This is a genomic window from Klenkia marina (assembly GCF_900101025.1).
Classification (GTDB): domain Bacteria; phylum Actinomycetota; class Actinomycetes; order Mycobacteriales; family Geodermatophilaceae; genus Klenkia; species Klenkia marina.
In genome coordinates this window covers 645,074-666,668 of record NZ_FMUH01000001.1, presented here as the reverse complement: position 1 = coordinate 666,668, position 21,595 = coordinate 645,074, and the positions used below count along the sequence as shown (strand labels likewise).

General features: G+C 74.4%; 24 protein-coding genes and 1 tRNA gene. 12 read left to right on the top strand and 13 right to left on the bottom strand.

What is annotated here, in order from left to right; genetic code table 11:
* Nucleotide 1: 1 nt before the first annotated feature.
* The 3 genes from BLP29_RS03420 to BLP29_RS03410 form a co-directional block, all read right to left on the bottom strand.
* Nucleotides 2-427 (bottom strand): hypothetical protein, encoded by a 426-nt coding sequence (locus BLP29_RS03420; RefSeq protein ID WP_133378987.1) that lies wholly within the window; start codon nucleotides 425-427, stop codon nucleotides 2-4.
* 60 nt (nucleotides 428-487) lie between these two features.
* Nucleotides 488-564 (bottom strand) — tRNA-Pro (locus BLP29_RS03415).
* Nucleotides 565-579: 15 nt separating this feature from the next.
* The gene (locus BLP29_RS03410; protein ID WP_092799750.1) at nucleotides 580-1,518 is read right to left on the bottom strand and encodes a metallophosphoesterase; all 939 of its coding nucleotides are present in this window, start codon (nucleotides 1,516-1,518) and stop codon (nucleotides 580-582) included.
* Between the two features lie 64 nt (nucleotides 1,519-1,582).
* On the opposite strand from BLP29_RS03410, the gene BLP29_RS03405 reads away from it, so the two are divergent.
* The gene (locus BLP29_RS03405; RefSeq protein WP_092799748.1) at nucleotides 1,583-2,035 is read left to right on the top strand and encodes a GatB/YqeY domain-containing protein; all 453 of its coding nucleotides are present in this window, start codon (nucleotides 1,583-1,585) and stop codon (nucleotides 2,033-2,035) included.
* 87 nt (nucleotides 2,036-2,122) lie between these two features.
* Here BLP29_RS03405 and BLP29_RS03400 read toward each other — a convergent pair whose 3' ends face one another.
* The 3 genes from BLP29_RS03400 to bagA form a co-directional block, all read right to left on the bottom strand.
* Nucleotides 2,123-4,417 carry a penicillin-binding protein gene (locus tag BLP29_RS03400; protein ID WP_092799746.1) on the bottom strand — a complete coding sequence of 765 codons (2,295 nt, stop codon included), beginning with the start codon at nucleotides 4,415-4,417 and terminating at the stop codon, nucleotides 2,123-2,125.
* 120 nt (nucleotides 4,418-4,537) lie between these two features.
* Nucleotides 4,538-5,716 carry an ATPase BagB gene (gene bagB, locus BLP29_RS03395; RefSeq protein ID WP_165839260.1) on the bottom strand — a complete coding sequence of 393 codons (1,179 nt, stop codon included), beginning with the start codon at nucleotides 5,714-5,716 and terminating at the stop codon, nucleotides 4,538-4,540.
* Nucleotides 5,713-6,687, bottom strand: a complete 975-nt coding sequence (bagA, locus tag BLP29_RS03390; protein WP_165839259.1) for an ATPase BagA — start codon at nucleotides 6,685-6,687, stop codon at nucleotides 5,713-5,715. The genes bagB and bagA overlap by 4 nt, the downstream gene beginning before the upstream one ends.
* Before the next feature lie 67 nt (nucleotides 6,688-6,754).
* Here bagA and sp36 point away from each other — a divergent pair, with 67 nt between their 5' ends.
* Genes sp36 through BLP29_RS03375 form a run of 3 tightly spaced genes read left to right on the top strand, consistent with a single transcriptional unit; the run spans nucleotide 6,755 to nucleotide 8,206 of the window.
* Complete coding sequence (gene sp36, locus BLP29_RS20900) at nucleotides 6,755-6,922, top strand: Sp36 family protein (protein ID WP_092799742.1); 168 nt, start codon at nucleotides 6,755-6,757, stop codon at nucleotides 6,920-6,922.
* Nucleotides 6,919-7,386 carry a RidA family protein gene (locus tag BLP29_RS03380; protein ID WP_092799740.1) on the top strand — a complete coding sequence of 156 codons (468 nt, stop codon included), beginning with the start codon at nucleotides 6,919-6,921 and terminating at the stop codon, nucleotides 7,384-7,386. Before sp36 ends, BLP29_RS03380 begins: the two co-directional genes overlap by 4 nt.
* Before the next feature lie 7 nt (nucleotides 7,387-7,393).
* On the top strand, nucleotides 7,394-8,206 hold the full coding sequence (locus BLP29_RS03375; protein WP_092799738.1) for an NUDIX hydrolase: 813 nt from the start codon (nucleotides 7,394-7,396) through the stop codon (nucleotides 8,204-8,206).
* A gap of 69 nt (nucleotides 8,207-8,275) precedes the next feature.
* Here BLP29_RS03375 and BLP29_RS03370 read toward each other — a convergent pair whose 3' ends face one another.
* Together BLP29_RS03370 and BLP29_RS03365 are read right to left on the bottom strand one after the other, a co-directional pair.
* Nucleotides 8,276-8,950, bottom strand: a complete 675-nt coding sequence (locus tag BLP29_RS03370; RefSeq protein ID WP_092799736.1) for a Crp/Fnr family transcriptional regulator — start codon at nucleotides 8,948-8,950, stop codon at nucleotides 8,276-8,278.
* Between the two features lie 126 nt (nucleotides 8,951-9,076).
* On the bottom strand, nucleotides 9,077-9,334 hold the full coding sequence (locus BLP29_RS03365) for a hypothetical protein (protein ID WP_092799734.1): 258 nt from the start codon (nucleotides 9,332-9,334) through the stop codon (nucleotides 9,077-9,079).
* Nucleotides 9,335-9,472: 138 nt separating this feature from the next.
* On the opposite strand from BLP29_RS03365, the gene nth reads away from it, so the two are divergent.
* From nth to BLP29_RS03340, 5 genes are read left to right on the top strand one after another with little or no spacing between them, the layout of a single operon-like run.
* Complete coding sequence (gene nth, locus BLP29_RS03360; protein WP_243469661.1) at nucleotides 9,473-10,255, top strand: endonuclease III; 783 nt, start codon at nucleotides 9,473-9,475, stop codon at nucleotides 10,253-10,255.
* A complete protein-coding gene (locus BLP29_RS03355; RefSeq protein WP_092799732.1) occupies nucleotides 10,252-10,839 on the top strand; it encodes a TlpA family protein disulfide reductase in 588 nt (195 codons plus the stop codon). The genes nth and BLP29_RS03355 overlap by 4 nt, the downstream gene beginning before the upstream one ends.
* Nucleotides 10,836-11,585, top strand: coding sequence for an NUDIX hydrolase (locus BLP29_RS03350; RefSeq protein ID WP_243469660.1), 750 nt, complete (start codon nucleotides 10,836-10,838; stop codon nucleotides 11,583-11,585). Before BLP29_RS03355 ends, BLP29_RS03350 begins: the two co-directional genes overlap by 4 nt.
* The gene (locus BLP29_RS03345) at nucleotides 11,582-12,049 is read left to right on the top strand and encodes a cupredoxin domain-containing protein (RefSeq protein WP_092799730.1); all 468 of its coding nucleotides are present in this window, start codon (nucleotides 11,582-11,584) and stop codon (nucleotides 12,047-12,049) included. Before BLP29_RS03350 ends, BLP29_RS03345 begins: the two co-directional genes overlap by 4 nt.
* Before the next feature lie 4 nt (nucleotides 12,050-12,053).
* Nucleotides 12,054-13,235, top strand: a complete 1,182-nt coding sequence (locus tag BLP29_RS03340; RefSeq protein WP_092799728.1) for a MarP family serine protease — start codon at nucleotides 12,054-12,056, stop codon at nucleotides 13,233-13,235.
* 67 nt (nucleotides 13,236-13,302) lie between these two features.
* On the opposite strand, the gene BLP29_RS03335 is transcribed toward BLP29_RS03340, so the two are convergent.
* Nucleotides 13,303-14,214, bottom strand: a complete 912-nt coding sequence (locus BLP29_RS03335) for an alpha/beta fold hydrolase (RefSeq protein WP_092799726.1) — start codon at nucleotides 14,212-14,214, stop codon at nucleotides 13,303-13,305.
* Complete coding sequence (locus tag BLP29_RS21180; RefSeq protein ID WP_092799724.1) at nucleotides 14,211-14,714, bottom strand: phage holin family protein; 504 nt, start codon at nucleotides 14,712-14,714, stop codon at nucleotides 14,211-14,213. The genes BLP29_RS03335 and BLP29_RS21180 overlap by 4 nt, the downstream gene beginning before the upstream one ends.
* Before the next feature lie 205 nt (nucleotides 14,715-14,919).
* Here BLP29_RS21180 and BLP29_RS03325 point away from each other — a divergent pair, with 205 nt between their 5' ends.
* Complete coding sequence (locus BLP29_RS03325) at nucleotides 14,920-15,552, top strand: hypothetical protein (RefSeq protein WP_092799722.1); 633 nt, start codon at nucleotides 14,920-14,922, stop codon at nucleotides 15,550-15,552.
* 49 nt (nucleotides 15,553-15,601) lie between these two features.
* On the opposite strand, the gene acs is transcribed toward BLP29_RS03325, so the two are convergent.
* The 3 genes from acs to BLP29_RS03310 form a co-directional block, all read right to left on the bottom strand.
* On the bottom strand, nucleotides 15,602-17,563 hold the full coding sequence (acs, locus tag BLP29_RS03320; protein WP_092799720.1) for an acetate--CoA ligase: 1,962 nt from the start codon (nucleotides 17,561-17,563) through the stop codon (nucleotides 15,602-15,604).
* 162 nt (nucleotides 17,564-17,725) lie between these two features.
* A complete protein-coding gene (locus tag BLP29_RS21735; protein ID WP_165839258.1) occupies nucleotides 17,726-19,273 on the bottom strand; it encodes an InlB B-repeat-containing protein in 1,548 nt (515 codons plus the stop codon).
* 58 nt (nucleotides 19,274-19,331) lie between these two features.
* Nucleotides 19,332-19,898 carry a hypothetical protein gene (locus tag BLP29_RS03310; protein WP_092799716.1) on the bottom strand — a complete coding sequence of 189 codons (567 nt, stop codon included), beginning with the start codon at nucleotides 19,896-19,898 and terminating at the stop codon, nucleotides 19,332-19,334.
* A 203-nt stretch (nucleotides 19,899-20,101) separates the two neighbouring features.
* Here BLP29_RS03310 and BLP29_RS03305 point away from each other — a divergent pair, with 203 nt between their 5' ends.
* Nucleotides 20,102-20,950: a hypothetical protein gene (locus BLP29_RS03305; protein WP_092799714.1), complete on the top strand. Its 849-nt coding sequence runs from the start codon at nucleotides 20,102-20,104 to the stop codon at nucleotides 20,948-20,950.
* Complete coding sequence (locus BLP29_RS03300; protein WP_165839257.1) at nucleotides 20,934-21,557, top strand: class F sortase; 624 nt, start codon at nucleotides 20,934-20,936, stop codon at nucleotides 21,555-21,557. Before BLP29_RS03305 ends, BLP29_RS03300 begins: the two co-directional genes overlap by 17 nt.
* The last annotated feature ends 38 nt before the right edge of the window (nucleotides 21,558-21,595 follow it).

Here is a 21,595-nt window from a genome sequence, read left to right as displayed (position 1 = left end):
CTCAGCTCCCCGACGAGCCGAAGCCGCCGTGGCTGCTGCCCCCGCTGCTGCCGCCGCCGTCGATGCTGGTGCCGAAGCCGCCGGACCGGCTGCCCCCGCTGCCGCTGGTGTAGCTGCCCGAGCCCGGCAGGCCGGCGCCGGTGCGGGCGGAGCTGTCGGAGGGGTTGATGGTCTGCCCACCCGAGGGCACGGTGGAGCCGCGGGACAGGCTGCGGCCCGGCGACCCCAGCCAGATGAAGTAGCCACCGCCGCCGTTGTAGCCGGAGTCGCAGTAGTCGTCGTCGACGACCTGGTTGGACTGGTCGACGCAGTAGGCGACCTCGTCGTCGTCGCTGGAGCAGCCCGAGGCGGTGAAGGCCACGACCATGGCCAGGGACAGGGCCGGGACGCGGCGCAGACCGGTGCCGAGGTTCACAGCGGGGATCATGGCACAGCTCCGCGGATGCGGAACGCAGAAGGCCCGCTCGGGTGAGCGGGCCTTCTGTGGTGGTCGGGGTGACAGGATTTGAACCTGCGGCCTCGTCGTCCCGAACGACGCGCGCTACCAAGCTGCGCCACACCCCGGGGCCGACGTGAAGCCTAGCCCACCGGCTGCAGCGACTCGACGGCGGTGTCCCGGGGGACCAGCGTGAGCAGCGTGGCCTCGGGCGGGCAGCAGAACCGGTAGGGCGCGTAGGGGCTGGTGCCCATGCCCGCGGACACGTGCAGCCAGGTGCCGTGCAGGTTGCCCGGCGCCGGCTCGGCCCACCGGTGCAGCCAGCGCGCCTTGTCCCGGCCGATGCCGCAGTTGGTCACCAACGCGCCGTAGAACGGCACCCGTAGCTGCCCGCCGTGGGTGTGCCCCGAGAGCAGCAGGTCGTGGCCGTCGGCGGCGAACCGGTCGAGCACCCGGGGCTCGGGGGAGTGCACCAGACCCAGCCGCAGGTCCGCGGTCGGGTCGGCCGGGCCGGACAGCGGCTCGTAGTCGTCGCGCTGCAGGTGCGGGTCGTCGACGCCGCGGACGACGATGCGCCGGCCGTCGACCACGACGGTCGCCGTCCCGTTGGTGACGTCCTGCCAGCCCCGGGCGAGCATCCCGTCGCGCAGGTCGCGCCAGGGCAGCTCCTCGCCGTGCACCCGTTTGTGGTTCGTCCGGAAGTACTTGAGCGGGTTCTTCGGGCGCGGGGCGTAGTAGTCGTTGCTGGCCAGGCAGAACAGGCCCGGGCGGTCGAGCAGCGGCTCCTGGGCGGCCAGCACGATCGGCACGGTGTCGTGGCCGGCGAGGTTGTCACCGGTGTTGACCACCAGGTCGGGGTCGAGGGCGTCGAGGGCGGCCACCCAGTCGCGCTTGGAGGTCTGCGCCGCGGTCATGTGCAGGTCGGAGATGTGCAGGACGGTCAGCGGGCGCTGGCCCTCGGGCAGCACGGGCACGGTGAACCGGCGCAGCGTCCAGTGCACGCGCTCGACCAGCGTGGCGTAGCCGACGGTGGCGAGCCCGGCTCCGACGACGGCAGCGGGGACGGCGAGGGCAGGACGCACCGGACGAGCCTAGGCCCCGCCGGCGGCGGGCAACCCGATGGCGCGGCGTGACAGGCTTGTGCCCATGTCCGACCTCAAGCAGAAGCTCCGCGACGACCTCACCACGGCCATGAAGGCCCGCGACGAGCTGACCACCGCCACCCTCCGCATGGTGCTGGCCGCGGTCACCGCCGAGGAGGTGTCCGGCAAGGAGGCCCGCGAGCTGTCCGACGACGAGGTGCAGGCCGTGCTGCGCCGCGAGGCGAAGAAGCGTCGCGAGGCGGCCGAGGCGTTCGCCGGCGCGGGCCGCACCGAGCAGGCCGAGCGCGAGAAGGCCGAGGGCGACGTCGTCGCGGCCTACCTGCCGCAGCAGCTGTCCGACGCCGACCTCACCGCGCTGGTCGCCGAGGTGGTCGCCGCCACCGGTGCCAGCGGCATGGGCGACATGGGCAAGGTCATGGGCCAGGCCAACGCGAAGGTGGCCGGCCGCGCCGAGGGTGGCCGGGTGGCCGCCGAGGTCCGTCGCCAGCTCGCCTGATCCCGTACGCGCCGAGGGCCGGTCGACCAGGTGGTCGACCGGCCCTCGCCGTCCGTGCCGTGCTGCCCCGGTCGAGCCGGGGCGGGGTCAACCGGGTTGGCCGTCGCCGTTGGTGTCGGGGGCGTTCGGGTCGGCCGGGGTGGCGGGCTGCGCGGGCGGCGCGCTGAAGCCCGAGCCGTTGCTGACCTGCACCGACACGGAGCCGCCCTGCTGCACGCGGCTGCCGGCGGGCGGGTTGGTCCCCACGAGGGTGCCGGCGGGCTGGTCGGAGTCGACGTCGGTCTGCCCGGCGTAGCGGAGCCCGGCGCCGGTGATGGCCGACTGGCACTCGCTCGGCGACCCGCAGCTGGGCACCTGGCGGGTGTTGCCGTTGGCGATGGTGTCGTCGGCGGGCGGGAACTCGGCGGTGGGCCCGGCCTCGAGGATCGGGGCCATGGCGTCGCGCCAGATGGTGGCCGGCTTGCCACCACCGAAGCCGCCGATGTCCTGGTTCTCCTTCGGGTTGAGCACCATCACGCTGGCCGTGTACTCGGGGGTGTAGCCCACGAAGGCCGCCGACCAGTTGCTCTGGGTCGTGCCGGTCTTGCCGGCGATCTGGTGGCCCGACACGTAGGCGCGGCCCGCGGTCTGGCCGGAGTTCCCGGGCTCGACGTCCTTGCGCAGGATCTGGTTGAGCGTGTTGGCGACCCCGGCCGGGATGGCCTCGGCGTTGCACGAGTCGCCGGTGTTGATCGGTGTGCCGTCGGGCAGGGTGGCCGGCTGGCCGTTGCGGTCGGTGATCGCGGTGACCGGGGTGGGGTCGCACTGGGTGCCGCTGGCCGCCAGCGTCGAGTAGGCGCTGGTCAGGGCCAGCGGACTGGTGGCCTCGGGGCCGAGGGTGAACGACCCGCGGTTCTCGGCGACGATCTGGTCGGCGATGCCGTCGATCGACGAGAGCCCCATGCGCTGGGCGATGCGCACCGGTGCCTCGACCGACCCCAGGGCGTCCTCGAGGCCGAGGAAGTAGGTGTTGGAGGACATGTAGAGCGCCTTCACCATGTCCAGCGTCGCCGGGTAGTTGCCGGCGTTGCTGACGGTGTAGGGCTTGCCGCCGTTCTTGTAGATGCGCGACGTGTAGGTGTTGCCCGTGGTCAGCGTGTAGTACTGCGAGTAGCCCTGCTCGAGGGCGGCCGCGGCGGTGAAGACCTTGTAGGTCGACCCGGAGCCCTGGCTGGCGGCGGTGTTCAGCACGACCGACTCGCAGGCCGGGTTCGCCGCGTCCGAGCAGAACTGCCGGTTGACGCTCATCGCGAGCACGTGCCCGGTCCCGGGCTGGACGGCGGTGTAGATGCCGGCCAGCGAGTCGCCCATGGGCAGCGTGTTGAGCACGGCCTGGTCGCCCGTGGCCTGCATGTCCGGGCGCAGGGTGGTCTGGATCGTGTAGCCGCCGTTGTCGATCTGCTGCTGCGTCATGTTCAGCGTGCCCGTGAGGTACGAGAGCAGGTAGGAGCAGAAGAAGCCGCCGATCGAGGCGCCCACGCAGTTGCGGGCCGGGGGCTGGCCCTCGGCGGTCACGACCGGCTGGGCGGTGGTGTCGGCCAGCTCCTGGTCGGTGATGTGGCCGAGCTGGTTCATGCGGGCGAGCACGGTGTCCCGGCGCGCCTGGGCGTTCTCCGGGTTGGCCAGCGGGTCGTCGTTGGTGGGGCTCTGCACCAGACCGGCCAGCACCGAGGCCTGGGCCAGGTTCAGGTCGATCGCGTTGACCGAGAAGTAGCGCTGCGCGGCGGCCTGGATGCCGTAGGCGCCGGCGCCGAAGTAGGCGATGTTGAGGTAGCGGGTGAGGATCTCGTCCTTGGAGTAGGTCTCCTCCAGGGCGAGGGCGAGCCGGGCCTCGCGGAGCTTGCGCCCGACGGTCTGCTCGTCGGCGGCCTCGCGCTCCTCGGGGGTGTCGGCGGTCTGCAGCAGCGTCTGCTTGACCAGCTGCTGGGTCAGCGTCGAGCCGCCCTCGGCCACCCCGCCCGCGGCGATGTTGGCCGCCAGCGCCCGCAGCGTGCCCTGCACGTCGAGGCCGTTGTGGTCGTAGAACCGGCTGTCCTCGATGTCGACGATCGCCTGCTTCATGATCGGCGAGATCTGGTCGGCGGTCACCGGCGTGCGGTTGTTCTCGTAGAAGTTCGTGATGATCGACCCGTCGGCGGCCTTCACGGTGGTGATCCCGTTCGGCGTCTGGTCGGTCAGCTCGACCGGCAGCGCGTCCAGCAGCGAGGCGCTGTTGCGGGCCACCAGCCCGCTGCCCCCCACGAACGGCAGCATCATGCCGGCGACGAGCGCCCCGGCGACCACGACGGTCGCGACCAGCTTGACCAGCGTGGCGACCTTGGACACAGCTCTGCTCTCGGACATCGGGGCCCAAGGTACCCGGCGGATCCACCCGTTCGGGCGTGTCGCGGACGACGCGCAGCCGGCGCGGACCGCTTGGCCACACCCGTCACGCGGGCCCGACCGGGCCGACGCGCACGCGGGTCAGCGGCGGGCGGGGAGGATCCGCGAGCGGGGGGTGCCCGTGCCGGTGTCCCCGTCGGCGGCGGTGAGCGCGGCGGCCATCACCTCGAGGTCGGCGAGGTCGTGCACGTCGCCGGCCGCGGCCGGCACGGTGCGGACGGCGACCTCGGGGTGGGCCTGGCCGAAGCGGTCGGCCAGCCGCTGCTCGCGGGTGGCCTGGGCCATCCGCTCGGCGTGCACGCGCAGCGCACCGGCGGCCAGCTTCGCGCCCTTGCCCCCGGCCTCGGTCACCGCCTCGGCCGCGGCGGCCGCCCGGGTGGCCGACAGCGCGGTGGTGGCCGGCGGGTGGGTGCGGTTGAGCACCAGCCCGGCCAGCGGCATGCCCTCGGCCGACAACCGGTCGACGAAGTAGGAGGCCTCGCGCAGCGCGTCGGGCTCGGGCGTGGCGACGACGACGAACGCCGTCCCCGGCTTCTTCAGCAGCTCGTAGGTGGCCGTGGCCCGCTCGCGGAACCCGCCGAACATGGAGTCCAGCGCGGCGATGAAGGTGGCGATGTCACCCAGCAGCTGCCCGCCCAGGATCTTGGAGATCACCCGGCTGAACAGGCCGAACCCGGCGCTGACCACGCGCAGACCGGCCCGGCCACCGGCCCGTGCCGGGGCGGTGAGCACCCGGATCATCGTGCCGTCGAGGAAGCGCGAGAGCCGGTCGGGCGCGTCGAGGAAGTCCAGCGCCGACCGGGACGGCGGGGTGTCGACGATGATCAGGTCCCAGGTGTCCCTGGCCCGCAGCTGGCCCAGCTTCTCCATGGCCATGTACTCCTGCGTCCCGCCGAAGGACGAGGAGAGGGCCTGGTAGAAGGGGTTCTCGAGCACCTGCTCGGCCCGCTCGGGGGTCGAGTGCGCCACGACGACGTCGTCGAACGTGCGCTTCATGTCCAGCATCATCGCGTGCAGCTCGCCGGGCCCACCGGTCTCGATGCGCCGGGGCTCGTTGTCCAGCTCTTCGAGCCCCAGCGACTGCGCCAGGCGCCGGGCGGGGTCGATGGTGAGCACGACGACCGAGCGGCCGGCCGCCGCCGCGGCCAGCCCCAGCGCGGCCGACGTCGTCGTCTTGCCCACCCCGCCAGCGCCGCAGCAGACCACGATGCGGGTCGCGGGGTCGCGCACCAGGGCGTCGAGGTCGAGACCGGCGGTCACCGGAGCACCTCCAGCCGGGCGGCCAGCTCGTGCAGGGCACCCAGGTCGACCGGGCCGGTCAGCAGCGGCAGCTCGGTGGTGGGCCGGCCCAGCTCGGCGACCCGGCCCCGGAGCTGGTCCTGCGACTGCCAGCGCCGGGCGTGCTCGACCGCCTCGGCGACCAGGCCGGCGGCGATCGCGGGGTCGTCGGGCAGCCCGCCGGCGGCCAGTGCCGGGGCCAGCTCGGCCGGGGTCAGCCGACCCTGCGCGGCCCGGGCCAGGCTGGTGGCCGGCAGCAGCGGCTCGGTGGCCATGTTCACCAGGACCGAGCCCACCGGCAGGCCCGTGGCCCGCAGCTCGTCGATCGCGTCGGCGGTCTCCTGCACGGGCATGTCCTCCAGCAGGGTGACCAGGTGCACGGCGGTCTGCGGTGACCGCAGCACGGCCATGACGCCGTCGCTCTGGGTCTTGATCGGGCCCGAGCGGGCCAGGCCCGCGACCTCGTCGGTGACGTTGAGGAACCGGGTGATGCGGCCCGTGGGCGGGGCGTCGACCACGACGGCGTCGTACACCCGGCGTCCGTCGCTGCGGCGGGTGACCGCCTCCTTGATCTTCCCGGTGAGCAGCACGTCGCGCAGGCCCGGGGCGATGGTGGTCGCGAAGTCGATCGCGCCCATCTTGCGCAGGGCGCGGCCGGCCCGCTTCATCGAGTAGAAGAGCTCGAGGTACTCCAGCAGCGCCTCGTCGAGGTCGATCGCCAGTGCCTTCACCTCGCCACCGCCGCGGGCCACGGCCACCCGCCGTTCCTCGTAGGGCAGCGGCGGGGTGTCGAACAGCTGCGCGATGCCCTGGCGACCCTCGGTCTCGACCAGCAGCGTGCGGCGTCCGTCGGCGGCCAGGGCCAGGGCCAGGGCTGCGGCGACCGTGGTCTTCCCGGTGCCGCCCTTGCCCGTCACGATGTGGCAGCGCACGGGCGCGGCGTCGGGACTCACCCCCGAAGCCTACGAGCGCGGGGGGCGTCCGGGCACGTCGTGGGCCGAGAGGCTAGCGTCGCGGCCCATGAGCACACGGACCACGTGGGAGTACGCCACCATCCCGCTGCTGACCCACAACACCAAGGCCATCCTCGACTCCTGGGGGGTCGACGGCTGGGAACTGGTCACCGTGCTGCCCGGCCCGGGCGGCGGCGACCAGCTGGTCGCCTACCTGAAGCGGCCCTCGGCATGACCGAGCCGCAGAGCTGGCACGCCCGGTTGGCCGAGCTGGGTCTGCGGCTCCCGCCGGTCGCCGCGCCGGTGGCGTCCTACGTCCCCGCCGTCCGCGTGGGTGACCTGGTGATGACCTCCGGCCAGCTGCCCTTCGTCGACGGCGGCCTGCGCCGCACCGGCAAGGTCGGCGGCTCGGTCGAGGCCGAGGACGCCGCCCACGACGCCAAGGTCTGCGCCCTCAACGCCCTCGCCGCGGTCGACGACCTCGTCGGCCTCGACGCCGTCGCCCGGGTCGTCCGCGTGGTCGGCTACGTGGCCTCCGCCGAGGGGTTCACCGGCCAGCCGCGGGTCATCAACGGTGCCTCCGAGCTCATCGGCAAGGTGTTCGGCCCCGCCGGCGAGCACGCCCGGTCGGCCGTCGGCGTCGCCGAGCTGCCGCTGGGCGCCCCGGTCGAGGTCGAGCTCACCGTCGAGCTGCGCTGACCTCCCCGTGACCGCACCGGCGCCCCCCGCCCAGCCGCGCCAGGCGGCCACCGTGCTGCTGCTGCGCGACGGGCCGGGCGGCGTCGAGGTGCACCTGCAGCGGCGCACCCGCGGCATGCCGTTCGCCGGGGGGATGACCGCCTACATCGGCGGTGGGGTCGACCCCCGCGACGGCGGCGCCGACCTGGACTGGGTGGGTCCGGGGTCGGCCGAGTGGGCGACCACGTGGGGGTGCGACGAGGCACTGGCGCGTCAGCTCGTGTGCGCCGCGGTCCGCGAGACCTTCGAGGAGGCCGGGGTCCTGCTGGCCGGCCCGGCCTCCGGTGGGGTGGTGCCCGACGTCTCCGGGCCCGAGTGGGAGGCCCAGCGGCAGGCGCTGCTCACCCGCGAGCTGGCGCTGTCGGACCTGCTCGCCGTGCGCGGTCTGGCGCTGCGCTCGGACCTGCTGCGGCCCTTCGCGCACTGGATCACCCCGCCGGTCGAGCCGCGGCGCTACGACACCAAGTTCTTCGCCGCGGCCCTGCCGGTCGGGCAGGAGGCGCAGGACGTCTCGGGCGAGGCCGACGAGGCCGGGTGGTCGACCGCCGCCGCGGCGCTGGCCGAGTACGAGGCCGGCACCCGCCCGATGCTGCCGCCGACCGTGCACACGCTGGGCCAGCTGGCCCGGTTCCCCGACGTCGCCGCGGTGCTGGCCGGGTCGCCGCCCGAGCCCCTGGAGCCGATCAGCCCGACCTTCACCGAGGACACCGACGGCCAGAAGTGGGCCGTGCTCCCCGACGGCACCCGCATCCGCCTGGTCGTCCCGCTGCCGGGGGTCTGAGCGCTTCGGCGGATCGGGACGCGAGAGGCCCAGGACCGGCGCGGTCCTGGGCCTCTCGCGTTCGACGGTTCAGCGTGCGCGGCGGCGCAGACGCTCCTCGTCGAGGACGACGACGGACTTGCCCTGCAGCTGGATCCAGCCGCGGTGCACGAAGTCGGCCAGCGCCTTGTTCACCGTCTCGCGTGAGGCGCCGACCAGCTGGGCCAGCTCCTCCTGGGTGAGGTCGTGCTTGACGCGCAGGCCGTCGGACTCGCGCGAGCCGAAGCGGTCGGCCATCTGCAGCAGCGCCTTGGCGACGCGGCCGGGCACGTCGGTGAAGATCAGGTCGGCGACGGAGTCGTTGGTGCGGCGCAGCCGGCGGGCCAGCACCTGCAGCAGGCGCTCGCCGACCTCGGGGTGCGCCTCGATCCAGGGCCGCAGCATCTGCTGCGGCATCTTGGCCAGCCGGACGTCGGTGACCGCGGTGGCCGTCGCCGTGCGGGGGCCCGGGTCGAAGACCGAGAGCTCGCCGAACTGGTCGGAGGGACCCATGACGGCCAGCACGTTCTCGCGGCCGTCGGGCGACCGGCGGGACAGCTTGATCTTGCCGGAGAGCACCACGTACAGGCTGTCGCCGGGCTCGCCCTCGTTGAAGACCACCCGCCCGCGGGGCAGGACCACGGTCTCCAGGCCGCTCGCCGTGGGCTCCGCCGCCTCGGCGGAAAGCCCCTGGAACAGACCGGACTGGGCAAGGACCTCGTCCACCAGTGCACCTCTCGTACGACGTCGTCGCGGGCTCAGTGATCACCCACGTCCGCAGGCAGTCTAGGGCCTGTGGGCGGACTCACCATGCGGAGCGTCACCGGCACGCCCCCGGACGGGGGAGACCGCTCAGTCCGCCGAGCGCTGGGCGGTGATGGCCTCGCGGGCCGGGACGGTGGGCGAGCTGCGCCGCCGGCGCCACCGGTCCATGGCGCGACGGATGCCGGAGGAGGCCAGTGCGTCGACGTCGCCGGGGGTGGCCGAGGCGAGGAACTCCTCGACCTGGCGCTGCGACGTGGGACGACGCAGGGGTTCCTCGACCCGCTCCATGATCAGCAGGAAGGCGATCACCAACGGGGGGAACAGGATGACGACGAGCGCGACCACCCAGCACCTCCTCGGACGTCGACGGTCGGCGAGGGTGTGCCCCACCGGTGCGGGCCCGACACGTGCTGTGACGGATGGGCCCGGTGGGACGAGCATGACAGGTCCGTCCTGTCGGAGGGCCCGCCTACCCTCGGTCGCGTGTCCGCACCTGCTCTCCCCGCGCCGCCGACCAGGCCCGCCCGCGCCGTCCGACTGGGCCTGTCGCCGGTCGACCCGGCCGAGACGTCGCTGGGGCGCACCCGGCGGGCGCGTCGCATGGCCCGCGACCTGGCGGTGATCCACCCCGACGCGCACTGCGAGCTCGACTTCACCACGCCGCTCGAGCTGCTGGTGGCCACCGTGCTCTCGGCGCAGACCACCGACCGCACGGTCAACACCGTCACCCCGACGCTGTTCGCGCGGTACCCCACCGCGGCCGCCTACGCCGGGGCCGACCGCGACGAGCTCGAGACGATCCTCAAGCCCACCGGTTTCTTCCGGGCCAAGGCGAACTCGGTGCTCGGGCTCGGCCGGGCGCTGGTCGAGCGCTTCGACGGCGAGGTGCCCGCCCGGCTCGAGGACCTCGTCACGCTGCCCGGCGTGGGCCGCAAGACGGCCAACGTGGTGCTCGGCAACGCCTTCGGCGTCCCGGGGCTGACGGTCGACACGCACTTCGGCCGGCTCGTGCGCCGGTTCGGCTGGACGGCGGAGGACGACCCGGTGAAGGTCGAGGCCGAGATCGCCCAGCTGATCCCGAAGAAGGAGTGGACCGACTTCTCCCACCGCGTGATCTTCCACGGTCGGCGGGTCTGCCATGCCAAGAAGCCGGCCTGCGGTGCCTGCGGGCTGGCGCGGTCGTGCCCCTCGTTCGGCACCGGCCCGGTCGACCCGGTGCTGGCCGCGAAGCTGGTCAAGACCCCGGCCGCCTCGGACACGCTGTGAGGCGCGCCGTGGTGGTGCTGGTCGCCGTCCTGCTCGCGCTGGCCGGCTGCACCTCCTCGGGTGCGCCCGACGGCGACGCCGCGCCGTCGTCGAGCCCTGGCGTGCAGGACGTCGACACCGCGCTGCAGCCCTGCCCCGAGCAGACCGGTGACCCGATCACGGCGGGCGAGGCCTTGCCGCCGATGACCTTCGACTGCATCGGCGGGGGCACCCTCGACCTCTCCCGCGCCCCGGGCACGCCCATGGTGCTCAACCTCTGGGGATCGTGGTGCGGGCCGTGCCGCGAGGAGCTGCCGCTGGTCCAGCAGCTGGCCGACGCGGCGGGGGACGAGGTGCTCGTGATGGGCGTGGCCAGCGGTGACCCGCTGACCGCCGCCGACTCGTTCGCCGAGGACGCCGGGGTCACCTTCCCGAACGCCTTCGACAAGTACCGCGACCTGATGGCTGAACTGGGCATCAACGTCCTGCCGTTCACGTACTTCGTCGCGGCCGACGGCACGTTGGCCTACACGCAGGTCGGCCCCGTGCGCTCGTTGGCGGAGTTCGAGCAGCTCGTGGCCGACCACCTCGGCGTGACGTTGTGACCGTCGACCTCACCGGGGTGCCCGAGCACGTCCAGGCTCTCGTCGGGTCCGCCGACGCGCTGCCCCTACGGCACCGCATGGGGCAGGCGACCGGCACCGCCCGCCGCTCGGCGGTGCTGATCCTGTTCGGCGCGACCGCCCGCGGCCACGACGTCCTGCTCATCGAGAAGTCCGACCGGCTGCGCACGCACGCCGGCCAGCCGGCGTTCCCCGGGGGCGGGGCCGAGCCGGACGAGGACTACCCGGTGGGCACGGCGCTGCGCGAGGCGTGGGAGGAGGCCGGGGTCGAGCCGTCGTCGGTCCGGGTGCTGGGCACCCTGCCCGAGCTGTTCCTGGGCCCCAGCGACAACCTGGTCGTGCCGGTCGTGGGCTGGTGGGACGACCCCCGCGAGACGGTCACCGGCGACCCGTTCGAGGTCGCCCAGGTGGCCCGGGTGCCGCTGGCCGAGCTGGTCGACCCCGCCCGCCGGTTCCGGGTGAGCCACCCCTCGGGCTACGTGGGGCCGGCCTTCGACGTCGCCGGGATGGTGGTGTGGGGGTTCACCGCCGGGGTGCTCGACGCCGTCCTCACCGCGTCCGGGCTCGCCCGGCCCTGGGACGAGCGCGACGTCCGTGACCTGGCCGCCGAGCAGGAGCGGGTGCGGGGTACCGCCGCCGTGGTCGAGGGGCCCGCCGACCGCGCCGCGCCGACGGTCGCGCAGGAGCCGCCGTCCCCAGGTCCGCCGCGTACGGTCCTCGGGCGATGACGTCGAACCGAGCACGGGTCCTGCTGGCCGCCGTCCTGCTGGCCGTGGGGCTCGTCGGCTGCAGCAACCGCACGCCCGCCACGCCCGACGCCACCCGCACGCCCGAGGCGGGCATCGGCCAGGTGACCACCGCGCCCGACGGGGCGCAGGAGATCACCATCGAGACCGGCGACGACTACGTCTTCACCCCGGACACGTTCACCGTCGCCCCGGGTCAGGTCCGGCTCACGGTCACCAACACGGCCACGCAGCTGACCCACAACTTCATGTTCACCACCGGGGCGGGCCCGGTGGACATCACCGAGCAGATCCCGCTGCTGGCACCCGGTCAGAGCGAGACCATCGAGTTCACGGTGACCGAGCCGGGCGACTACCCCTTCGAGTGCACCTTCCACACCGCGCTCGGGCAGGTCGGCACCATGGTCGTCAGCGGGTCGGCCGCGCCCACCACCGCGGGCGGGTGAGCCGGTGTCCATCGTCGACGTCGTCCTCATCGCGCTGGCTCTGCTGTTCGCGCTCTCGGGGTTCCGGCAGGGCCTGATCGTGTCGGCCGCCTCGTTCATCGGGTTCTTCGGCGGCGCGGTCGCCGGGGCGCAGCTGTCCGGCCCGGTGGCCGACGAGCTGGGCGGGTCGACGCTGTCGCGGGTGTTCGTCGCGCTGGTCGTGGTGCTGGCCGGGGCGCTGCTGGGGCAGGTCGTGGCCGGCTACCTCGGCCGGGCCATCCGCACGAAGGTCACGTGGGAGCCGGCCAAGATCGTCGACTCGGTCGCCGGCGCCGGCATCTCCGCGGTCGCCGTCCTGCTGGTGGCGTGGATGGTCGCCACCCCGCTCGCGAACTCCGCCTTCCCCGCCGTCGCCAGCCAGGTGCGGCAGTCCACCCTGGTGCAGGCGGTCGACCAGGGCGTGCCCGACGGGGTGCGTTCGCTGTACGACTCCCTGCGCGAGGCGATCGACCGGCGCGGGTTGCCCGACGTCCTCGACCCGCTGACGCCGACCCAGGTGCGCGACGTCCCGGTGCCCGACCAGACCCTGGCGCAGAGCGCCGTGGTGAACCAGGTGCAGGGCTCGGTGGTCAAGATCAGCGGTGTGGCGGCGTCGTGCTCGCGGCAGATCGACGGTTCGGGCTTCGTGTTCGCGCCCGAACGCGTGATGACCAACGCGCACGTGCTGGCCGGGGTCAGCGACCCGACGGTCGAGGCCGAGGGCGACACCTACGACGCCTACCCGGTCTACGTCGACGAGGAGACCGACGTCGCCGTGATCGCCGTGCCCGGTCTCCCGCAGACGCCGCTGTCGTTCACCGGCACCCCGGCCGACTCCGGGGCCGACGCGATCATCATGGGCTACCCCGGGGGTGGCGGCCTCTACGTCGGGGCGGCCCGCGTGCGCGACCGCGGGGCCATCAGCGGGCCCGACTTCCGCGCCGAGCAGACCGTCGTGCGCGACGTCTACGCGCTCTACGGGCAGGTGCGGGCCGGCAACTCCGGTGGCCCGCTGCTGGCCTCGGACGGTTCGGTGCTGGGCGTGGTCTTCGCCTCCGCCGTCGACGACCCGAACACCGGCTACGCGCTCACCGACGACGAGGTCGCCGACGCCATCGCGCAGGGTCGCACCGCCTCCACCCCGGTCGACACCGGACCCTGCGAATGACGGACCCCTCCGCCCCCAGGACGCGCTCCGCGCGTCCGGGGTCCCTGCGGAGGGCCGTTCCGGTCCGTCACCCGGCCCAGGCGGCGATGGCCTCGCTGACGGTGCCGGGGACCTCCTCGTGCGGGAAGTGGCCGACGCCGGGCAGCTCGCGCCACTCGTAGGCGCCGGCCACGTAGCGGCCCGACCCGGCGGCGGTGCGCGGGAGCACGCAGGGGTCGAGGGCGCCGTGCAGCTGCAGGGTGGGCGCGGTGACCGGGGCCGTCATGCGGCGGGCGTAGCGCAGGCCGTCGGGGCGGAACTGCGAGCGGAAGGCCCAGCGGTGGAACTCCATCGCCCCGTAGGCGGCCTGCGGGATCCGGGCGGCGTCGCGGTAGCGGGCGACGGCGTCGGCGAAGTCGGTGGTGTGCACCCAGCCCGGGCCGGCCCAGCGGCGCAGCAGGTCGGCCACGGGGTCGTCGTCGGCCCGGGTCAGCCGGCGCTCGGGCAGCCGGGGCAGCTGGTAGCGCAGCGCGTACCGCGAGGCCTGCCGCTGGGCGGCATCGGTCATGCCCGACCGCAGCTCGCGGGGGTGCGCGGAGGAGACGACCACGAGGCCGCGGACGGTGCGCGGGTGCAGCGCGGCCATGGTCCAGCCCACGAGACCGCCCCAGTCGTGCCCGACGACCACGGCGTCGTCCTCGCCCAGGGCCCGGACGACGGCGGCGACGTCGGCCGAGAGCGTGGGCAGGTCGTAGCCGCGCGGCGGCTTGTCGCTGCCGCCGTACCCGCGCAGGTCCACGGCGACGGCGCGGAACCCGGCCTCGGCCAGCGCGACGAGCTGGTGCCGCCAGGCCCACCAGAACTGCGGGTACCCGTGCACCAGCAGCACGAGCGGACCCCCGCCGGCCTCGGCGGCGTGCAGCCGCACCCCGTTCGCCGAGATGTCCCGGTGCCGCCACGGGCCGGGGACCAGCGCGCTGGTGGCGTCGGGCGCATTCACCCCAGGCGGGTGTGCGGGTCGGTCTTGACGATCTCGCCGCCGCGGACGACGGGCAGGTCGTGCTGCCGCTGACCGGGGGCCTCGCGGCGCATGACGTCGGGGAGGTCCTTGAGCGTCTCGATGGTGCGCTCGGGCTTGCGGAACTTCTTCGTGGTCCGGATGCCCACCAGGATGACCAGGGCGCCGACGAGCACGAGGCCGCCGAACACGATGAGGTAGGCGATCCAGCGGGCCAGCCCCAGCCAGGTGATCAGCTCGGCGATGCCGATGAACAGGAAGATCGAGGAGAAGGCGAGCATCACGCCGCCGGCCGCGATCAGCCCGCCGCCGATGCCGACCTTCTTCACCGAGGCGCCGACCTCGGCCTTCGCCAGCTCGACCTCGCTGCGGATGAGGGTCGAGACGTCGGCCATGGCGCTCTGCACCAGCGAGCCGATCGACGGCTCCTCGGGACCGGCCGGCAGGCCGGACGGTCGGGTGCTGGGCGCGCTGTGGGCCACGGGTGAACCTCTCGGGAGCAGATCAGGACGCCGGGGCCGGGCCCCGGGTGTGTCGATCGTGCCTCATCCGGCCCGGGTGTGCGCGCCCCGGCGGGATGGACCCCCCTCCGGGTGATCCAGCTCTCACAGCTGGTTCTCAAGTGGAACGACCCGGTCCGCTTCCCTAGGTTCGATCAGGAACCGTCCCGTCCCGGAGTGGAGAAGCATGAGCCGCAGCACGTCCCTGGTCGCCGTCCTCGGTGTCGCCACCCTCGCCCTCGCCGCCTGCGGCGGGTCCGACGAGGAGGCCGCCGCACCCACGACCACGTCCTCCTCGTCCGCCACCAGCTCGTCGTCGGAGGCGACGTCGAGCAGCGCGGCCGCACCGGCCGGCGACGTGACCGCACCGGGCACCGAGCTGGCGCTGGGCGAGTCCGCCGTCCTCGAGCTGGAGTACACCGGTGACACCGGCACCGTCGAGGTCACCGTCGACGCCGTGCGCCAGGGCACCCAGGCCGAGCTGGACAGCCTCGAGATCGGGGAGGACGCCGCCGGCCTGCTGCCCTGGTACGTCGACGTCACGCTGACCCGGGTGGGCGGCGAGGGCGACCTGTCCAACGGGACGCTGGACTCCGACCTCGACGTGGTCACGACGTCGGGGTCGCCGACGGCGTCGATCATCGAGTTCTCGACCTTCGAGCCCTGCAACGGCGAGAGCGCGCCCGACCCGTTCGACCCGGGCACGAGCTACACGACCTGCATCCTGGTGGCCGCCGACGCCGCCGACGCGGTGGGCAGCATCGAGTTCGCGCCCTTCGACAGCGACTACGAGGACGCCCCGGTCGTCTGGCGGGTCTGATCCCCCGTCGAGCGCGCCGGGCGGGGGAGCCCGCCCGGCGCGCTCGACGTCAGTCCTCGGACGAGGAGGGCATCTTCGCGCCGATGAGGTCCATCACCGAGGAGTCGGTCAGCGTCGAGACGTCGCCCAGCTCGCGGTTCTCCGCGACGTCGCGGAGGAGCCGGCGCATGATCTTGCCCGAGCGGGTCTTGGGCAGCTCGGCCACGACCATGATCTGGCGCGGCGAGGCGATCGGGCCGATCTCCTTGCGCACGTGCAGCCGCAGCTCCTTGACCAGCTCGTCGCCGGAGTCCTCGGCGCCCCCGCGCAGGATCACGAACGCCACGATGCCCTGCCCGGTGGTGGGGTCGGTGGCGCCCACGACCGCGGCCTCGGCCACCGCCGGGTGGCTGACCAGCGCCGACTCGACCTCGGTGGTGGAGATGCGGTGCCCGGACACGTTCATCACGTCGTCCACCCGGCCGAGCAGCCAGATGTCGCCGTCCTCGTCGAGCTTGGCGCCGTCCCCGGCGAAGTAGACGTCCTTGCCGTAGCGCGACCAGTAGGTCTCGACGTAGCGCTCGTCGGAGCCCCAGATGGTGCGCAGCATGGCCGGCCACGGCTCGGTGAGCACCAGGTAGCCGGTGGCGCCGGGCTCGACCGGCTGGCCCTCCTCGTCGACGACGGCCGCCGAGATGCCCGGCACCGCCCGCTGCGCGGACCCCGGCTTGGTCGCCGTCACCCCGGGCATCGGGGCGATCATGTGCGCGCCGGTCTCGGTCTGCCACCAGGTGTCGACGACGGTCGCGGTGCCCCCGCCGACGTTCTTGCGGTACCAGAGCCAGGCCTCGGGGTTGATTGGCTCGCCGACCGACCCGAGCACCCGCAGCGAGGAGGTGTCGAAGGGCTCGAGCTCCTGCGCGCCCCACTTCATGAAGGTGCGGACGACGGTCGGGGCGGCGTAGAGGATCGTGACGCCGTACTGCTGGACGATCTCCCACCAGCGGCCGCGGTGCGGGGTCTCCGGCGTCCCCTCGTACATGACCGAGGTGGCGCCGTTGGAGAGCGGGCCGTAGACGATGTAGGAGTGGCCGGTGACCCAGGCCACGTCGGCGGCGCACCAGAAGACGTCGGTGTCGGCCTTCAGGTCGAAGGTGCCCCAGTGGGTGAACGACACCTGGGTGAGGTAGCCGCCCGAGGTGTGCAGGATGCCCTTGGGCTTCGCCGTCGTGCCCGAGGTGTACATGATGTAGAGCGGGTGCTCGGCGTCGAAGGGCTGCGCCTCGTGCTCGGTGGACTGGCCGGCGACGAGGTCGTGCCACCACTGGTCGCGGCCCTCGCTCCAGTCGACGTCCTGCTCGGTGCGCTTGACCACCAGCACGTGGTCCACTCCGGCGACCTTGGTCAGCGCCTCGTCGACGGCCGGCTTCAGCGCGCTCGGTGCGCCCCGCCGGTAGCCGCCGTCGGCGGTGATGACCACCTTCGCGCCGGCGTCCTCGATGCGGGAGGCCAGCGCGTCGGGGGAGAACCCGCCGAACACCACCATGTGGACGGCGCCGATGCGGGCGCAGGCCAGCATCGAGATGACCGCCTCGGGGATCATCGGCAGGTAGATGGCCACCCGGTCGCCGGCCTGCACACCGAGCGACAGCAGCGCGTTGGCCGCCCGGCAGACCTCGTCCTTGAGCTGGGCGTAGGTGATGTCGCGGGTGTCGCCGGGCTCGCCGACCCAGTGGTAGGCCACCTTGTCGCCGTTGCCGGCGGCCACGTGCCGGTCGACGCAGTTGGCGGCGACGTTGAGCTCACCGCCGGCGAACCACGTCGCGAACGGCGGGTTGCTCCAGTCGAGCACCTGGTCCCAGGGCTTGGACCACTCCAGGCGCGCGGCGGCGTCGGCCCAGAAGGCCAGCCGGTCGTCCGCGGCGCGCTGGTAGGTCTCGGCGGTGACGTTGGCGTGCTCGGCCAGCTCGGCGGGGGGCTCGAACACCCCGCCGGCGGGGATCTCGTCGGTCAGGCTCTGGGCGTCGCTCATCGCTACCTCCGTCTCGGGCGTCGGCCGGCACGGACCCGGCGACGCTGCCTCACGGGGAACCCTAGGGCGCCGGGCCCGACGGCGTCAGGTGCGGCCGCAACTCCCCGGCAACGACCGACGGCGCGCACCCGGAGCGGGTGCGCGCCGTCGTCGACGGGTGGGTCAGCCGACCCGTCGGCGGGTGGCGACGAGGGCGCCGCCGCCGGCGAGCACGAGGAGCCCGCCGAGGACGGTCAGCGGGACGGCGTCGCCCACACCGGTCGCGGCCAGGACGTCGGGCACCGGCCCGGTCGAGGAGACCCCGACGACCGTGCCGTCGGCGGCCACCCGGAACCAGGAAGCCGTGGTGTAGGGCTGGCCGTCGGCGCCGGTGGCGGTCAGCTCCACCCGGTGCGAGCCAGCAGGCACGCTGCTCGGCAGCGCGGCGGTGGTGCTCACCGTGCCGTCGGCCGGGACCATGCCCGAGGCGAGGACCACGGGCGCGGAGTGCATGGTCAGGATCCAGGCGCTGCCGGGGGCGAGGCTCGACGTCGCGATGGTGACGGTACGACCAGCGGCGGTGTCGCCGGCGACGGCGGCGAGGACGACGCCACCGCGGGCGGCCGGGCCCGAGGGGGTGGGCACCGGCGGGTTGACGACCGGGACGGGCGTCCACGCCGCGACCACGGTGGACGAGGCCGTCACAGGGGTGGCGGGGTCCCATGCGGGGCCGCCTGCGGCACCGGTGGACCACCCGGCGAAGGTGTACCCGCTACGGGTGGGCGCCCCGGCGGTGGCGACGGCCCCGAAGGGGACGGTCTCCGGGGCGAGGGCGGACCCGCCGGCCGTGTCGTAGGTGATGACGTGGGCGGTGCGGATCGTCACGGTGGCGGCGACCGAGGCGGAGCCGTTCACCGAGGTGGCCGTGAACGGGGTCCCGCCGGGGGTGACGGTGGCGGTCGGCGCGACACCCGCCCGGCCGGTCGTGCTGGTGTCGAACCCCGCGGCCAGGGGTCCGGTGGTCCCGGTGCCGGTGATCGCCACGGTCCCCGGCGCGCCGGTGGCGCCACTGCTCCCGACGCCGTTGCCGCTGCCGATGGCGGGGGCGGCGCTCGCGTCGAGATCCCGGCCGCCGGTGGCCTGGACCCAGCCGCCGTCCACCGTCAGCGCGCAGCCGTGACCGGTCGTGGTGGCACCGCCGGAGGCACCGCCGCTGCCGATCCCGGCGCCGGCGCCGTAGGTGGTGCTGCCGGATGCGAAGCCGGCGCCGCCGGTCGCGACCACGTGGGCACCTTGGACCAGGACGGTCCCGCAGTCCTTGTGGCTCCAGTTGGCCGAGGCGCCGCCGAGTCCGGGACCGCCCCGCCCGCCGGTGAGGACCAGCGCGCCCCCGCCGGCCGAGTCGCGGACGGTCGCGCTGCGCGACACGGGGACCGTGAGGGCGGCGTAGTTGTCCGGCCCGGACGGGATGGTCAGGCTGTGCCCGTTGAGGTCCAGCACCGACCCCCCGTCCCGCGCCACGAGCCCGACCCCGGCGGGGGCGGTGACGTCGGCGACCAGGCGCGCGGTGTTCCCGGCCGACCAGGCGGTGTCGATCGCCGACAGCGTGCTGACGTCCACCACCGCCGGGGCGGCCTGCGCGGGCCCGGCGGTGAGGACCGCGGTCAGCACGCAGGGGAGCGAGAGTGCGGACAGGGCGGCGAGGGTGGGAACCCGGGCGGTGCGCTTCACGCCTCCGCACATCGGCAGTCGCGGACGGAGTCGGAACCCGTCGGTCCGGTGCTGTGGGTCAGGCCACGCGGTCGGGGCCGGTGAGGTCACGGTAGGCGTCGGCGTAGGCGTGCAGGTCCGCCGCGGCGCGGGCGGCCACGGCGGCGGCCGAGCCGTGCGCGGCGGGGAGGGCGGCACTGGCCCGGACGGCGGCGGTGACGTCGGCGACGGCGGCCAGGTGGGCCCGGGCCGCCTCGTGCAGCGCGTCGGCGCGACCGGTGGGGGCCGCGGCCTCGCCGCGCAGCGCCCGGGCTAGCGCGTAGCCCTCGTCGGTGAGCTGGGGCAGCACCTCGGGGACGTCGCCGAGGTGGGCCTGCGCCCGCCGGGCCGCGGTGACCTCGCGCTGCAGGCCCATGCCGGCCGCGGAGATCCGGGCGGCCAGCGCGGCCGCCGTCCGGTCGGACCGGCCCGGGTTGCGGACGACGGCGACCGCGGTGCCGGCGTACTGCGTCAGCTCGCGACCCCGGCGCAGGGTCGGGCTGGCCTGCACAGCGCGTACGGCGCGGCGGGTGAGCAGCACCCCGCTGGTGACGACGCCGGCCACAGCCAGGAGCACGACCACGACCAGGACGAGCACCAGCTCCACGACCGACCTCCTCGCGCCGGTCCGCGGGGGTGGACCGGTGGGCCACCGACGGTATCGCGACCGGCGGTCCGGCGGCCACGGTCGCCGCGGACCCGTCCGGAGGTGTCGGGACGGGTCCGTCACAGCTACCCGTAACCTTCCGTCACGGGTGTCGTTGACCGAGCACCCGCCCGAGCCAGCACCGACCAACGGAGGTCGCCGCCGTGCCCCTGCCCCACCTCACCCGCCACGCCGGCCTCCGGCTGCTCGCCACGGGCGCGATCGCCGCCGTCGCCGTCGTCGGCACCCCGGCGATCGCCTCGGCGCAGGACAACCCGCTCGTCGACGTCCCGGTCGTCGGCGGCCTGCTCGCCCCGGCCCAGCAGACCCCGGTCGTGCCGGGCACCTCGGGCCTGCCCAGCCTCCCGGGTCTCCCGAGCTCGGGGGCGGACCTCCCGGGCGCCGGCGGCCTGCCGAACCCGGCCGACTCGATCAGCGCGGGCGCGGCCTGCGTCCAGGGCCTGGTCACCGGCATCCAGGTGACCGTCACCGGCATCGCCGACGGTCTGCGCGACGCGCTCATCGGGCTGCTCGGCGGGGGCGGGACCTCGGTCCCGGTGGTCGACGGGACGGCGAGCACCACCCTCCCGATGACCCCGGAGGAGCTGGCCGGCCTGCTCGACCTCAGCCCCGAGCGGCTGGCCCAGTTGCTGGCCGACGGGCAGCAGTCCCTCGAGACGACCGTGGAGGTCGTGATCGGTGGCGTGGCCCAGACGGTCGGTGTCGTCGTCGACTTCGTGAAGTGCCTGGCCTCGCTCATCCCCGCCCCGGCGGCCACCACGCCCCCCGCGACCACTCCGGCGCCGCAGCCGGCCGCGCCGACCACGACGGCCCCGGTGACCACCCAGGCGCCGCAGACCCAGGCGGTCGCCTACCCCGGCTACGCGCCGACCGGCGGCCAGCCCTCCGACGACGACCAGGGCGTCGAGGGCCTCGCGGCTCTCGGGCTCCTGGGCGTGGCCACCGGCGGTGGCGCGCTGTGGCTGCGGGCCCGCCGTGGCGTCGCCGGCTGACCGCGACACCGGGTCCTCGTCGGGCCTGGTGGTGCTGCTGGTCCTGGCTGTGCTGCTGGGCGGCGGGCTCTGGTACGGCTACGGCGACGCGGGCGCGGACCCCGTGCCGGCGACCTCGACCGCCGAGGTGCCGCTCGTCCCGGCCGCGCTGAGCGTGCCGGCGATCGGGGTCGAGGCGCCGGTGGAGCAGCGGGGCACGGTCGAGTACACGAACCCCTTCACCGGGCAGCAGGTCGCCGGCTACGGGGTGCCCGAGGACATGGCGGCCACCTCGTGGTGGTCCGACGGCCCCCAGCCGGGGTCGGGCCGGATGGCCGTGGTCCTCGGCCACGACGTCCCCGGCGACGACCCCGGCGTGTTCGACCGGTTGGGCGACCTGCAGGTGGGCGATGACGTCGTCCTCACCGACGCGAGCGGCACCCAGCTGCAGCTGCAGGTCGTCGAGGCGCCGCTCACGGGTCTGGACAAGTCGACCTCGGCCCTCTCCGACGCCCTCAACGGCCACCCCGACGGTGCCGACGTCGCGCTGGTGACGTGCGGTGGCGAGTACGACGAGTCCGCCGGGGCCAGTGACGAGAACGTGGTGGTGTTCGCCTCGGTCGTGTGAGTCGGGCTTCCACCGAGACGCCTGGGTGCCGATGATGT

Bases quoted from the DNA above. Each gene is read 5' to 3' on its own strand.
- BLP29_RS03420 (WP_133378987.1), bottom strand. From the start codon at position 427: ATGATCCCCGCTGTGAACCTCGGCACCGGTCTGCGCCGCGTCCCGGCC.
- BLP29_RS03405 (WP_092799748.1), top strand. From the start codon at position 1,583: ATGTCCGACCTCAAGCAGAAGCTCCGCGACGACCTCACCACGGCCATG.
- BLP29_RS03400 (WP_092799746.1), bottom strand. From the start codon at position 4,417: ATGTCCGAGAGCAGAGCTGTGTCCAAGGTCGCCACGCTGGTCAAGCTG.
- sp36 (WP_092799742.1), top strand. From the start codon at position 6,755: ATGAGCACACGGACCACGTGGGAGTACGCCACCATCCCGCTGCTGACC.
- BLP29_RS03380 (WP_092799740.1), top strand. From the start codon at position 6,919: ATGACCGAGCCGCAGAGCTGGCACGCCCGGTTGGCCGAGCTGGGTCTG.
- BLP29_RS03345 (WP_092799730.1), top strand. From the start codon at position 11,582: ATGACGTCGAACCGAGCACGGGTCCTGCTGGCCGCCGTCCTGCTGGCC.
- BLP29_RS03325 (WP_092799722.1), top strand. From the start codon at position 14,920: ATGAGCCGCAGCACGTCCCTGGTCGCCGTCCTCGGTGTCGCCACCCTC.
- acs (WP_092799720.1), bottom strand. From the start codon at position 17,563: ATGAGCGACGCCCAGAGCCTGACCGACGAGATCCCCGCCGGCGGGGTG.